At 42.8% G+C, this 14487-nt stretch carries 13 protein-coding genes; 9 read left to right on the forward strand and 4 right to left on the reverse strand.

All coding sequences use genetic code 11. The features are described 5' to 3' along the window. Nucleotides 1-103: 103 nt before the first annotated feature. Nucleotides 104-2323 (forward strand): DNA topoisomerase IV subunit A, encoded by a 2220-nt coding sequence (gene parC / locus F972_RS01040; RefSeq protein ID WP_004680788.1) that lies wholly within the window; start codon nt 104-106, stop codon nt 2321-2323. Between the two features lie 156 nt (nt 2324-2479). Then, nucleotides 2480-4159: a long-chain-fatty-acid--CoA ligase gene (locus F972_RS01045; protein ID WP_004763669.1), complete on the forward strand. Its 1680-nt coding sequence runs from the start codon at nt 2480-2482 to the stop codon at nt 4157-4159. Between the two features lie 37 nt (nt 4160-4196). Here the strand turns inward: F972_RS01045 and F972_RS01050 are convergent, their stop codons facing one another. Then, a complete protein-coding gene (locus tag F972_RS01050) occupies nt 4197-4586 on the reverse strand; it encodes a hypothetical protein (RefSeq protein ID WP_004763670.1) in 390 nt (129 codons plus the stop codon). A gap of 150 nt (nt 4587-4736) precedes the next feature. On the opposite strand from F972_RS01050, the gene F972_RS01055 reads away from it, so the two are divergent. Both F972_RS01055 and ppa read left to right on the forward strand, forming a co-directional pair. After that, nucleotides 4737-5135, forward strand: coding sequence for an MAPEG family protein (locus F972_RS01055; protein WP_004763672.1), 399 nt, complete (start codon nt 4737-4739; stop codon nt 5133-5135). A 116-nt stretch (nt 5136-5251) separates the two neighbouring features. Further along, complete coding sequence (gene ppa / locus F972_RS01060) at nt 5252-5779, forward strand: inorganic diphosphatase (protein WP_004674242.1); 528 nt, start codon at nt 5252-5254, stop codon at nt 5777-5779. Nucleotides 5780-5880: 101 nt separating this feature from the next. On the opposite strand, the gene F972_RS01065 is transcribed toward ppa, so the two are convergent. Beyond that, a complete protein-coding gene (locus F972_RS01065; RefSeq protein ID WP_004763673.1) occupies nt 5881-7206 on the reverse strand; it encodes an OprD family outer membrane porin in 1326 nt (441 codons plus the stop codon). A gap of 721 nt (nt 7207-7927) precedes the next feature. Here F972_RS01065 and F972_RS01070 point away from each other — a divergent pair. Together F972_RS01070 and F972_RS01075 are read left to right on the forward strand one after the other, a co-directional pair. Beyond that, on the forward strand, nt 7928-8695 hold the full coding sequence (locus F972_RS01070) for a TorF family putative porin (RefSeq protein WP_004762397.1): 768 nt from the start codon (nt 7928-7930) through the stop codon (nt 8693-8695). Nucleotides 8696-9147: 452 nt separating this feature from the next. Then, the gene (locus F972_RS01075) at nt 9148-9912 is read left to right on the forward strand and encodes a TorF family putative porin (protein WP_004756444.1); all 765 of its coding nucleotides are present in this window, start codon (nt 9148-9150) and stop codon (nt 9910-9912) included. Between the two features lie 52 nt (nt 9913-9964). Here the strand turns inward: F972_RS01075 and F972_RS01080 are convergent, their stop codons facing one another. Both F972_RS01080 and F972_RS01085 read right to left on the reverse strand, forming a co-directional pair. After that, nucleotides 9965-11452 (reverse strand): YifB family Mg chelatase-like AAA ATPase, encoded by a 1488-nt coding sequence (locus tag F972_RS01080; RefSeq protein ID WP_004763675.1) that lies wholly within the window; start codon nt 11450-11452, stop codon nt 9965-9967. Between the two features lie 68 nt (nt 11453-11520). Further along, nucleotides 11521-11748 carry an accessory factor UbiK family protein gene (locus F972_RS01085; protein WP_004756386.1) on the reverse strand — a complete coding sequence of 76 codons (228 nt, stop codon included), beginning with the start codon at nt 11746-11748 and terminating at the stop codon, nt 11521-11523. Nucleotides 11749-12023: 275 nt separating this feature from the next. On the opposite strand from F972_RS01085, the gene glnK reads away from it, so the two are divergent. From glnK to nrdR, 3 genes are all read left to right on the forward strand, one after another. Continuing rightward, entirely contained in the window at nt 12024-12362 is a 339-nt protein-coding gene (gene glnK, locus F972_RS01090) for a P-II family nitrogen regulator (RefSeq protein WP_000780326.1), read from the forward strand. A 68-nt stretch (nt 12363-12430) separates the two neighbouring features. Beyond that, on the forward strand, nt 12431-13843 hold the full coding sequence (locus F972_RS01095; protein WP_004763677.1) for an ammonium transporter: 1413 nt from the start codon (nt 12431-12433) through the stop codon (nt 13841-13843). Nucleotides 13844-14010: 167 nt separating this feature from the next. Continuing rightward, the gene (nrdR, locus tag F972_RS01100) at nt 14011-14475 is read left to right on the forward strand and encodes a transcriptional regulator NrdR (protein WP_004674250.1); all 465 of its coding nucleotides are present in this window, start codon (nt 14011-14013) and stop codon (nt 14473-14475) included. Nucleotides 14476-14487: the final 12 nt, after the last annotated feature.

A 14487-nucleotide genomic window follows, 5' to 3' on the forward strand; every position in this document is an offset into this window, starting at 1 on the left:
ACAAAGACTTGTCACAATGCTTTCTCCGCATATGAGCTGCGGTTATAGCAGCGCAAGGGCATTTACGATAACATTAAGTAAATTTTTTATATGACTCGCTGAAATGACCAGCCTTGCACATCATGCAACCGAAAACCGCTCCGTAGCCGAATTCACAGAACAAGCTTACCTCAACTATGCCATGTACGTGATTATGGATCGTGCATTGCCCCATATCAGTGATGGCCTGAAACCCGTACAGCGCCGTATTGTCTATGCCATGAGTGAACTGGGCTTGAAATCAACAGGCAAGCCAAAGAAGTCCGCACGTACCGTAGGTGATGTACTGGGTAAATATCATCCACATGGTGACTCTGCCTGCTATGAGGCGATGGTATTGATGGCCCAGCCATTCAGCTATCGCTATCCGCTAATTGAGGGGCAGGGCAACTGGGGTTCACCTGATGATCCAAAATCCTTTGCGGCAATGCGTTATACCGAAGCCAAACTGTCTGCCTACAGTGAACTGTTGCTGAGCGAGTTGGGACAGGGCACTAGTGAATGGCAGGACAACTTTGATGGTTCGATGAAAGAACCAATCACTTTACCCGCCCGTATTCCCAATATTCTGTTGAATGGTACGACGGGTATTGCAGTGGGTATGGCAACCGATATTCCACCACATAATTTACGTGAAGTGGTGAAAGGGACGATTGCACTGATTCGTAACCCTGAAACCACTGATGAAAAACTGGCGGAATATATTCCTGCACCAGATTTGCCGACCAAAGCTGAAATCATTACCCCGCCTGAAGAGTTGTTAAAGATTCAAACCACAGGGCGTGGTAGCTATCGTGCGCGTGCAGTGTATACGGTAGAAAAAAATGAAATCGTGATTACGGAGCTTCCATATCAGGTTTCAGGCTCTAAAGTTGTGACCCAAATTGCTGATCAGATGATTGCCAAGAAGTTACCTCTGGTCGCAGATATTCGTGATGAGTCGGATCATCGAAATCCAACGCGATTAGTCATTGTATTGCGTTCCAACCGTGTCGATGCAGAAACGGTGATGAGCCATTTATTTGCCACCACTGATCTGGAATCCAGCTATCGCGTCAACCTGAACATGATTGGGGCAGATGGCCGTCCGCAAGTCAAATCCATTCGCCGAATCTTGTTGGAATGGATTGAGATTCGTAAGCAAACTGTGACTCGCCGTTTGCAGTACCATTTAAATAAAATCGAAAAACGTTTGCATATCCTGGCAGGTCTTTTAATTGCCTATCTTGATATTGATACCGTGATTCGCATCATCCGTGAGGAAGACCAGCCCAAACCTGTGTTGATGCAGCATTTCGGTATTGACGATATTCAGGCCGAAGCCATTCTGGAACTCAAGCTTCGTCATTTGGCCAAGCTTGAAGAAATGGAAATCCGTCGTGAGCAGGAGGAGTTGGAGGCAAAGGCAGCCATTATCCGTGAACAACTGGCAAATCCAGAATCATTGAAAAGCCTGATTATCAATGAACTGAAAGAAGATGCGAAAAAATTTGGTGATGACCGACGTTCGCCAATCGTTGCGCGTGCGGATGCCGTCCAGATTAAGGAACAGGATTTAATGCCTGCCGAAACTGTGACGGTGGTGTTGTCCGAGGCTGGCTGGGTACGTGCCGCCAAAGGTGCGGAAGTTGATGCGGCCAACCTGAATTATCGTGCAGGTGACCAATACTTGAGCCATGCAGTCGGTAAAACCAATCAACGGGTGTATTTTCTCGATGAGACAGGGCGTAGCTATGCCTTGCCAATCAGCAGTTTGCCATCCGCACGTGGTTTGGGTGAGCCCTTAAGTTCCAAGCTTGCGCCTGCAAGTGGCGTATCGTTTATTCAGGTCTTTATTGCAGATGATAACAGTGAGCTGCTTGCCGTCAGTTCAAATGGCTATGGCTTTAAAACCCAAGCCGCACAACTGGATACCAATGCCAAGGCAGGTAAGGCGTTCTTGACGGTTGCAGACAAGGCAACGGCCTTGCCCCTACTTCCAGTTCAGCAGGCCACACATGCCGCCATCCTGAGTTCATCAGGCCGTTTACTCATCATTGACTTGGCCGAACTGCCTGTCCTGAACAAAGGAAAAGGTAACAAGTTGATACAACTTGAGGAAAAAGAGCAGATTTTATCCATGACAACCCTGACGTTAGATGAAATAATCCAAGTCGCTGCAGGACAACAGCACTTAAAACTGAAAGGGGATGATCTCCAAAAATATATAGGAAAAAGAGCAACAAAGGGGCAGCTTTTACCACGGGGATATCAAAAAGCAAATAGACTCCTCATTCAGAGATAAGGCTAGTATTCTGTGATATAAATACGTTATATATGACAATGTATTCATATTGTTTGAATAGATTGACACGGCAATTCACAAAGTTAAAAAAATGTTTTGTCATGGAAGTAACATTGTTACTATTTTTAAGGATTACCACTCGGAGATAATGGCATTATGGAAAAGATTTGGTTTGCTGAATACAAAAAGACAGGAATTCCAGAAACAGTTGCACTGCCTGCTGAAAACACCTCACTTGTTGATATTTTTGAACGCAATTTCCAAAAATTTGGTTCACGTGATGCCTTTATCTTTATGGATAAAGTTTTAACGTATAATGAATTAGAAGTCGCCAGCCGTAAATTTGCCACCTACCTGCAAAGTCTGGGCTTGAAAAAAGGATCGCGTGTTGCGGTGATGATGCCGAACGTATTCCAGTATCCAGTGGTGGCATTGGGTGTGTTCCGTGCAGGTCTGGTCCTTGTGAACGTGAACCCACTCTATACAGCGCGTGAGCTTGACCATCAGTTAAATGACTCAGGTGCTGAAGCACTGGTGATCATTGAAAACTTTGCCAGCGTATATCAAAGTATTATTGGCAAAACACCTGTGAAGCATGTGATTGTTGCCTCTGTGGGGGATATGTTGGGGACGCTTAAAGGCACCATCGTAAACTTCGTTTTACGCAAGGTCCGCAAGCAAATTCCAGCATGGAATATCCCTGGTCATGTGAAGTTCAACACTGCATTGAACAAAGTGAGCCCAAGCAACTACAAGCGTCCAAGCCTGACTTTAAGCGATACGGCTGTACTTCAATATACGGGCGGTACCACAGGTGTTTCTAAAGGTGCTGAGTTAACACACCGTAACTTGGTTTCTAACCTATTACAATGTGATGGTATTTTCTCAAGTAAATTTGGCACAGGTGACGGTTCTAAAGATGATCGTATTGTCTGTGCATTGCCGCTTTACCATATCTTTGCATTCATGGTGTGCGCGCTTTACGGTATGTATAAAGGTCAAGCCAATATCCTGATTCCAAACCCACGTGACCTACCAGCAGTCGTTGGCGAATTACGTAAATACCAGCCTTCATTCTTCCCGGCAGTAAACACATTGTTCAATGCTCTGGTGAATAACGAAGAATTCAAACAGCTTGACCATAGCAAATTGAAGATGGCAATGGGTGGTGGTATGGCGGTATTGCCATCGACTGCTGAAGCGTGGAAAAAAGTAACAGGCACCATCATCATTGAAGGTTATGGCTTGTCTGAGACTTCACCTGTTGCAACGGCAAACCCTCCTGCAACGACTGAGTTTAGCGGCACGATTGGTATTCCATTGCCGTTGACCGAAGTTGTCTTGCTTGATGATGATGGTAATGAAGTTGCTTTAGGTGAACAGGGTGAAATTTCGATTCGTGGTCCTCAAGTCATGAAAGGCTACTGGAACCGTCCTGATGAAACTGAAAAAGTCATGACGAAAGATGGCTTCTTCCGTACTGGCGATATCGGTGTCATGGACACACGCGGTTACTTCAAGATCGTAGACCGTAAGAAAGACATGATCCTGGTATCTGGCTTCAACGTTTACCCAAGTGAAATTGAAGAAGTGATTGCAAAACATCCGAAAGTATTGGAAGTGGCTGCAATTGGTGTTCCAGATGAAAAATCAGGCGAAGTGCCGAAGTTGTTCATTGTGAAGAAAGATCCATCTTTAACCACTGAAGAAGTGCTTGCTTATGCAAAACAAAACCTAACTGGCTACAAATGCCCGCGTTATGTTGAGTTTATGGAAGAACTACCTAAATCAAACGTTGGTAAAATCCTGCGTAAAGATTTACGTAAACCAGCTTAAGCTGTGCTGTAAAAAACGCCGCAATTGCGGCGTTTTTTTATTTATGATTAGATTTCATTAACCAACGATCAATATAAGGACGGCCAATTCCCACAATTCCTACAAATACCAGCATGGTGGCAAGCTGAAAACGCAAGCGGCTCGGGTCGATTCCATTAAAGCTAAAATAATTGTCCGCAAAGACATACAGCGCAATCACCACTAGCCAGTGCCAAAGAGTGAAACGCTGAATCCCCACCGCATAAAAGGCAATGGTCAGCACCACAAAAGTTCCCAATGTAGACTGCCAGTTTAAGTTGGCACAAATCACGCTCAGCAGAAATGCCATAATAGGCAGAACCACTTTCAGCACGCGATCAACCAAAAGCTGATGCTGCCGTTGTTTGGCAAGGACATCAAACATTTCTTTTTGATTTTGAGGTTGCATAACTTGACCTTAAAACAGTATGAAAAAACAGAACTTTTACACAAAGAAAATATTTAAAGGAAACACTTGGCGAACAAGCACAAATGAAAATTCAATAGATTATGAGTTATGATAGCATGATCAGCAGAACTTCAAATGATGGATGTGAGCATGCAAGGTATTAGCGGCATTATATTGATGATTATCATCGCATGTTTGTTGCCGTATGTTTTTACCCTGATTGCAAAAGCAAAAGGTGGCTTCCAAGCAAAGGATAATCAGAATCCGCGTGAATTTTTGGCGAAAACGACAGGTCTAGCCGCCAGAGCCAATGCAGTACAACAGAATAGTTTTGAAAGTCTACCCTTATTTATCGCTGCAATTTTAATGGCCGAATATATGGTTGTGCCTGAGAAATTTATTCTGAGCTTAGGCTGGGCATATATCGTATTTCGCATTATTTATGGCATCTGTTATTTAGCGAACCTAGCCACTTTACGTTCGATTATTTGGTTTTTTTCAATATTTTGTCCAATTTTATTGTTTGTGATTACGATTAAAGTGACCTAAATTGATGTTGAGTATAAAATTCTTTAACGCTCAGCATATCTAGCATCATTTTTATGGTATTCACGCTATAATCTGTCGGATTTACATCTAAGTTCACAAGATAAAAGAGTGTTGATATGAGTTATAGCAATATTCCTGCGGGTAAAGACGCACCAAATGACATCTATGTCATCATAGAAATTCCTGCAAACGCAGCGCCAATCAAATACGAAATCGATAAAGATTCTGATGCGTTGTTTGTAGACCGTTTCATGGGTACAGCAATGTTCTACCCAGCAAACTACGGTTATGTACCAAATACATTATCTGAAGATGGCGATCCATTAGACGTACTTGTTGTAACTCCACACCCTGTTGCTGCGGGTTCAGTAATCCGTTGCCGTCCAGTGGGTAAACTGAATATGGAAGATGATGGTGGTATCGATGCGAAACTGATCGCAGTTCCACATGAGAAGTTATCTCCTCTCTATAAAGATGTGAAAGAATATACCGATCTTCCACCTTTATTGATCAGTCAAGTTGAGCATTTCTTCCAGCATTACAAAGATTTAGAACCAGGTAAATGGGTAAAAATCAGTGGTTGGGAAAATGCTGATGTTGCAAAAGCTGAAGTGTTGAAAGCAATCGAAGCTGCTAAAAAATAATTTTAAAAGATAAAGTCTGATTTTATCACCCTAAAATCAGGCTCATAAAAAAACCGCCATTCAATTGAATGGCGGTTTTTTATGAGTTGATCTAAATTGAATTAGAACAGTTTCACAGGAATATCAAGGAACAAACGCCATTCATTGGTTGAGCCAATGACATTGCTGACATATTGACCAGAAACATTATTATAGGTATCACTTGAACGTAAGTAAGAATAGCGAACACGTAGGCTTGCATCTTTCAATGCACCTGTTTGAACTGTATATTTGACTTGGTTAAACAACTCATGTTCTTCGGCTTGGTCTATGATTTTTGAGCGATCTGTTATTTTAGCGATATCAATATCCCAGCCATAAACAAATGCAGTTGTCCAGTTTAGACCAGGTAAACCGTGATTTTTAAAGTTATAGTTATATTGTAGCCCGACAGATTTTTCATCATTACCATTAAAGTCACCTAAATAGGAATTAGGCACATAGATACTTTGTAAACCATCAGCATTATAGCCATAGTCATACCCAGTATTACCTGTGTTATCTTGATAAGAAAGCATGACGTTATGTACATCTTTGCCATAGCCCACTGAAACAGCCCAAATCGAGTTTTTACGGTTTGCTAGATCATCTGTGGTATGTGAATCAGTGAGCGCATCTTTATCCCATTTTGTATGATAACCCATGGCATCAAGTGTTAAGGTACTCTTGTCTTTTAAGCTTTGGGTAAAGTTTACATTGGCATAATGACGTTCTAATTTATCTTGAACATCTAAGCCATAATACGATGAATTGAGTTGATCATTAAATTTATATTTAGCACCCCAAACTACTGCACGATCAAGCCCTTGACCTGTCACATCTTTATCGGTACTAATTTGGTTTGACATTTGGTTTTTTGTGAACTTACCTGCAACCACATTTAGATTTGGAATTTCATTACTTTCAACGAAAACACCTGTGTAATACTCAGGTACTAAACGGGCTTGATTACTTGCCATGACAGGAAGTGTTGATACCTGTGTACCATAAGTCACGGTTGTGTTGGAAAGACGTGCTTTCACATTGGCACCACCACGAGCCCAATGATCATAAGCAAATCCACGATCATCTACAGGAATCATTTGATTACCCGTATTATTATTCGGACCAAGCTTAAAAGATGCATCACCTACTACGCCAACACCAAAGCCAATAATACCCTTTGTAAAACCTGATTGAAGATCAAAAATGGCAGTTTGCGCTGTTGAGCTTGTATCATTTGTTAAACCGTCTTTTTTATCACGATTTAAAAAGCCTGTGCGGAACAATACTGAACCATTTGCATCCTCAACAAAACCTTTTGCTTCGCTTTGTTCGCTTGCGTATGTTGAGGAGATCAATGCGGCATTAATCAAAACCGCCAATATAAGTTTCTGTGCCTTTGGCATGCTAAGCCTCGTAAATAACAAATTTGGGGAGAGAAACTGAAATTTTGACCAATTGTATAAGTTATGCGTAAAAAAGATAGATTTTTATTAAAATAATTTAATTATTTTTAAATAAAATACTTATAGAATATTGTGATTTATTTTTTATTAAAACTAATGATTTTTTGAATTTAATACCTTGATTTTTATTAACTTTAAATTTATTTGTTGACTGTTTTTTTGATGGATTTTTTCTGGCCTGTTTTTAATAAAACACGTGATTATTTTATGTATTTTTTCTTTTAATTTAATTATTTATTTACTACTTGGTTGAAAATAGCTCATTTGGCTAGTAAAAAATACCAGCCCGATGAATGGTATTGGTGCTTAACCCTATCTGGGTCGATTGCATCTGGCGCATTTTTGCATTTTTATTGAACATTTTATCTGGAGAGGGCCTGCAATATAAGTTTCAATCATTCCAGCGGTTTTCATGGGTTAAAAAAGCATTGTTTTTGTGCGAAAAATAGTATGGTTTTATTTATATGCCTTTAAATGGTTCAAATTTCAGCCGAAATCCTGCATCAAGCTTATAAATAGGGAAAGTGAAAATGCTTTTTAGTCCTTTAATAATACAAATATTTGATTTTATTGGCTTTTTGAGTTGGCATAACCTTTGCAAGATACATTTTGATGCAATTTAAAACATAAATCAGTCAAATATCCATCATGGGGAGATCAAATGATGAAACTTGCATATAAAGCAGTGGCGTTAAGTGTTATGGCGATGGCTTCAACTTTGGCAATGGCTGAAGAATCGAATGCGCTGTCTCAGGCAGGTGTAAGCTTTGCAGGAACCGCTGCCTTAACTTCAGATTACCGTTATCGTGGTGTGACCCAAACTCAAAATGACCCTGCGGTGCAAGTTGGCTTTGCATTAACGCATGAATCAGGCCTTTATGCGGGTGTCTGGGGTTCCAATGTAAATTTTGGTGGTGCTGATCCACATCTTGAGCTAGACCCATATGTTGGTTATGCAACTGAACTGCCATTTGCAGGCAAACCCACTTTGGATGTTGGCCTATGGTATTACGGTTATCCAAGCGCATCAGATATCAACTGGCTTGAGCTTTACGCAAAACTTGGATTCAAGGATGTATTGACCTCTGGTGACAGCTTGCTGGGTGCAGTCAACTATACCAATGACTTTGCTGGTCTGGACGAGAATGGCTGGTATGTAAATGCAACCTATAATGTGCCGTTTGCCGCTGGCTTTGGTGGTGTGGCAAGCGTTGGCTATACCAAGGTGGATAACTACGACTTTAGCGACAGTGGCAGTGAAGATGACATCTATGTTGACTGGAAAGTGGGCCTCACCTATAACGTGAAATCTGTTTCTGGCTTGACTGCTGAATTGGCTGCGATTGGCACCAATATTGATGCCAATGCCCAACCATACAAACGCGGTACAGAAACGGGTGCGGTGTTTACCTTAACCAAGGCATTCTAATGTGGCTAGGGATGTGTTGAACTTTCATTTATAAAGGTTTGCCAGATCCTCTAGCGAAGAAAACAGCCAGCACATATGCTGGCTGTTTTTTTATATCCGAAATTCGCCTAATGTGAGTGATCCATTCAGTATAGGGAAAAGCATCCCTGCACTTTTAGGGCGCACAGGAACGCTAAAAAAAGCGCCGTTTTCATGCGCCAACATTCTCCATGAGCGCACACTATTACCGCACCATATCGGTAAATTCTGAGTAAATATTAAAATTTATCAGGAAAGGTACTCATAATTAATTTTTATATCTAATTGTTATTTAAAATAAAAATATATTATTGTACAAAATTTTTTCTAAAAGCCCTGCATTCCATAAAAACTGGCACAGCATTTGCTTATTACACAGTGATGCAATTCAAAACATGAATCAGTTGAACATCTATAATATGGGGGAGATCAATATGATGAAATTTGCATGCAAGGCTATTGCTTTAAGTGTTATGGCTGTAACGTCAACTTTTGCTTTGGCTGAGGATAGTAAGCTTCCATTCCCAGGTGAAGTCACAGGTAATATTAGTGCTGTATCCAGCTATAATTTACGTGGCATTACCAATGCACCTGAAAATAGTGGTCCAGCTGTACAGGGTGGACTGGACTATGGCTACAATGGTTTCTATCTAGGTTATTGGTTTTCAACCCTGGATTATTCATATGCCTGCCTAAACCCAGATGGCTGTAGCGATACAAACTCAAGGGATTCTTTTGAAAGTGATTTTTATGCAGGTTATAAAGGCAAAATCACAGATAATCTAGGCTATCAAGTTGGTGGAACAATTTATTATTACTATCCTGGCTGGGAATCAACAGGATATGAAACTTTCCTGGGTCTAAGCTATAAAGAACTCACCGTAACGGCTCAAACGCTACTCAACAACGTTACTTTCGGTAATAAGGGTGACACCTATTTCCTTGCGACTTATGCACCTGCCTTGCCTGCTGGTTTTACAGGTAAGGCGCAGATTGGTGCTTATTATTATGGGGATGATGATGAGTTCACTGCAAAAACAGAAAACACTTTTGCTTTCCGTCATGCAACGCTTGGTTTGTCTCATGCTTTAGGTGAAACAGGTGCAAACTGGAGTCTGGATTACATCCTGGGTGGCTATGACCGTACTGACATCAAACAAAAGAACAAGGTTGTGTTGGGACTGGCTTACGCTTTCTAATAACAATAAAAATCAAAGCGACCTCTAAGGTCGCTTTTTTTATGGCCTGATTTTAGGTTGAATTACCCCGATAAGACAGTGCTTCAGTCAAGTGTGAACTTGAGATGATTTCACTTTCTGCCAAATCCGCAATGGTTCGTGCCACCCGTAACACCCGATGGTAGGCACGTGCTGAAAGATTTAGGCGCTGTTGGGCCATCTCAATAATTTTGCTTGAGCTGTCATCCAGACAGGCATATTGCTCCAGCAAAGTAGGTGAAAGTGCCTGATTTAAACATTTCTGCCGCTGAATTTGCTGTTGATAGGCTTTCATCACCCGCTGACGCACCGTTTCAGAGTTTTCACTCGGTGTCCGTTCTTGTAATTCATTTGCCTGCAAAGGCGGTACATCAATATGCAGGTCAATACGATCCAGCAATGGGCCAGAAATACGGTTTTGATAGCGTTGGATACTTTCAGGTGAACATTGGCAGCGACTGTCCTGATTAAAGGCATAGCCACAGGGACAGGGATTCATCGCGGCGATAAACTGGAAATTTGCTGGAAAGGTCATTTGCCTTGCAGCGCGAGAAATGACAATTTCTTTGGATTCAAGTGGCTGGCGTAAAACCTCAAGGACTTTTCGGTCAAACTCAGGCAATTCATCCAAAAATAACACACCTAAATGGGCCAGGGTAATTTCACCTGGTTTGGGTTGTGAACCACCCCCAACCAATGCAATTGCCGAAGCAGTATGGTGTGGTGCGCGAAACGGCCTTTGCCCGAAAGTGTGCTGAGCATTTGCAACTGAGTAGATGCTGGCAACCTCTAAATTTTCCTGTGCATTTAATGGCGGTAAAATAGAGGGCAAACGCGAGGCGAGCAAGGTTTTACCTGTGCCTGGCGGCCCCTTAAATAATAATGAGTGTCCACCTGCCGCAGCAATTTCCAGCGCACGGCGGGGGCGTAACTGTCCTTTGACATCGGCAAGGTCAAATGGATAACGTGAGGATGCCGCCATTGATTTTTGTGGTGCAGCTTTTAGTGGCGAATTGCCCAGAAAATGTGCACACACCTGCTGTAAATGACTGGCTGCATACACTTCAAATTCAGGTAGTTGGCTGGCTTCATCGAGATTGGCGGTTGGCAGTAACAAGCGATGTTGTGCCTGCTGGCAAGCCATGGCAATGGTCAATGTTCCTGAAACAGGGCGTAAATGCCCATCCAGGGCAAGTTCACCAATAAACTCAAAACCATCGGTACAGTTTTCGGGTAACTGTCCAGAGGCGATCAGAATACCCAGTGCAATCGGCAAGTCTAAACGGGAACCATCCTTGGGCAGGTCTGCGGGTGCCAGATTAATGGTTAAACGCTTGGTTGGAAACAGAAAACCACTATTGATAATCGCAGAGCGCACGCGGTCCTTGCTTTCGCGGACTGCGGCTTCAGGCAACCCCACAATGGTTAGGGAGGGTAGGCCTGAGCTGATATGGACTTCCACTTCGATCTGGGGGGCATGTAGCCCCAGTAAGCCTCTCGTATAAATTTTGGCAAAAGACATTTGTTATTGTTCCATCATGGTGCTTTATTTTTAGTCATTGTTCAGTATTGGTTGCACTGAGTTGGTGCTTATTTTTTGTTCTGCACCATTTCTTCAAGTGTTTCCATTTGCTGTTGTAACTCACTCAGGCGCTGGTTGGCCAAATTCAGTGCTGTTCGCTGACGATCCAGCTCCTGTTTTGAAACCAGATCCAGTTTTTCGATACTTTCATTCAGGAGGGCGCGTAAATTTTTTTCTAAATCTTTTTTCGGCTGGTCAACTTGCTGCAAAATGGCTTGTAAAAGTGTCTCAATCATAAAGTGCTCAATCGGTTATGTGTATTTGTTGCCCAGTGTATCACTGCTCACCGCATTCCCATAGCCTTGTGCATCATAGCTGGATGATTGACTGATAAATTTAGCTAAATAGTCGCAATTGAAACTTATTTTCGATTGGGTATCTACATCTTCAAGGCTAAATAGGTTATAAAGAAAGCTTATGTCCAGTATTTAAAAACCCCCAACCTTTAAATATTGGCATGAAAATTGAATATAAAACCTTACTGGTGAAAATAAGCCGAAGGAAAACAAACATGAAGCTTGTAACTGCAATTGTAAAACCATTCAAGTTGGATGACGTGCGTGAAGCACTTTCTGATATTGGTGTTCAAGGGATTACCGTAACTGAAGTCAAAGGTTTCGGGCGTCAAAAAGGTCACACAGAACTGTACCGTGGTGCAGAGTATGTGGTTGATTTCCTACCAAAAGTAAAGATTGAAATTGCGATTAGCGATGAAATGGTTGATGCGGTGATCGAATCAATTACCCGTGTCGCAAGCACAGGAAAAATCGGTGACGGAAAAATCTTTGTCACCAATCTAGAACAAGTCATCCGTATTCGTACTGGTGAGACTGGGCCAGACGCTGTCTAAATTGGCATAAAGTTTGCTGAGTTAGAAATTAAGACAGATAGCTCACAAAATAAGGTTGGGGGACACGAATGAAAAAAATGCTTATGGCGCTCAGTCTATCTGGCGCACTCTTGGGTGGCTCTGCCGTGGTTTGGGCAGAAGATGCTGCATCCGCACCAGTCACTGCTGAACAAACTGTAGCTGTGGCTGATAATGGCACAACAACAGAAGTTATTGCAGTAGAAACACCAGCTCCTGTGGAAGCTGCTCCTGCCGCTGAAGCTGTACCGACAGTGGATACAGGTGACACGGCTTGGATTCTGGTTTCAACAGCGTTGGTTCTGTTAATGACCATTCCAGGTCTGGCTTTGTTCTACGGTGGTATGGTTCGTAAGAAAAACGTACTCAGTACCATGATGTTCAGCCTTTCTGCGGCAATTTTGGTCAGCTTGATTTGGGTGATTGTTGGTTATTCTCTCGCATTCTCTGGTTCAGGTGCCTATGTTGGTGACTTGGCGAAGGCGATGTTAAATGGCGTTGCTTTTGATGCGCTGAGCGGGACGATTCCTGAAAGCTTATTTGTAATTTTCCAAATGACCTTTGCCATTATTACTGTGGCAATTATCAGTGGTTCTATTGCTGATCGTATGAAGTATTCTGCGTTCATGGCATTCATCGCAATCTGGGTCATCCTTGTTTACGCTCCAATTACTCACTGGGTTTGGGCTGCAGACGGCTGGTTATTCAAGGCAGGCGCACTGGACTTTGCTGGTGGTACTGTTGTACATATCAACGCGGGTGTTGCTGGTCTAGTCGCTGCATACATGTTAGGTAAACGTACAGGTCTTGGTCGTGAATCTATGGCGCCACATAACCTGACCTTAACTGTTGTGGGTGCAAGCCTGATCTGGGTGGGCTGGTTCGGCTTTAACGGTGGTAGCGCATTAGGCGCTGGCGCTCGTGCAAGTATGGCAATCCTGGTCACTCAAGTTGCCGCAGCCGCAGCCGCATTCTCTTGGTTGGTGGTTGAGCGTGTCGTTCGTGGTAAAGCCTCAGTTCTTGGTGGTGCTTCTGGTGCGGTTGCTGGTTTGGTTGTGATTACACCTGCTGCTGGTTTCGTTGGTGTCGGGGGTGCGTTGGTGATGGGTCTGATCGGTGGCGTGGTTTGCTTCTGGGGGATTACTGCACTGAAACGCCTACTTAAAGCAGATGATGCATTGGATGCCTTTGGTCTACATGCTGTGGGTGGTATGGTGGGTGCCGTATTAACAGGTGTCTTCTATAGCGATGAAATTATCAAGGCAGCTGGTGTGGTTCTTGCTCCAACATTTGCAGGTCAATTGTGGATTCAAGTTGAAGGTGTGTTGGCAACCATCGCATATAGCGCGGTTGTGACATTCATTATCCTTAAAGTGATTGATCTGGTGATTGGTATCCGTGTCAGCGCTGATGACGAACGTATGGGTCTTGACCTAAGCCAACATGGCGAACGTATCGAATAACTGATTATTCAGTGATCCAAAAACAGTCCATCAGGGCTGTTTTTTTGTGTCTTTGCCCTTGAATTTCCCTTTATGCGATGATTAAAACCGTGCTCTGCTTTTGCTCAGGTTCAGCAATTGCCTAAACTTTGCTACACTTAAGCAAAGTGATAAATAACTGCGCCACTATGCATTGTCCATTTTGTAACGCTGCTGATAGTAAAGTGATTGACTCCCGTCTGGCCGCCGAAGGCTGCCAGATTCGCCGTCGCCGTGAGTGTGTTGTTTGCGGGGAGCGTTTTACCACCTTTGAGAGTTATGAAGTGGTGATGCCGCGTGTGATTAAATCAGATGGAAAAAGTGAACCCTTTGATGAGGAAAAACTCCGCCGCTCATTGATGCATGCGCTGCAAAAGCGACCTGTGACCCAGGAACAAATTGAAACGGTGCTCAGTGATATTCAGTCGCAGATTCGCCGTCTGGGTGAGCGGGATGTGAAGTCGAGAACCATTGGTGAGATTGTCATGCAGGCACTGTTTGCGCTGGATCATGTCGCCTATGTCCGTTTTGCCTCTGTTTACCAAGATTTTCAGGATGTTGAAGCATTTCGTCGTCAGATTGAGCAAATGCAACAACGTGAAAATGAAGCCTGAGTTAGAGAAATC

The organism is Acinetobacter sp. CIP 102529 (genome assembly GCF_000368325.1).
Lineage (GTDB): Bacteria > Pseudomonadota > Gammaproteobacteria > Pseudomonadales > Moraxellaceae > Acinetobacter > Acinetobacter parvus.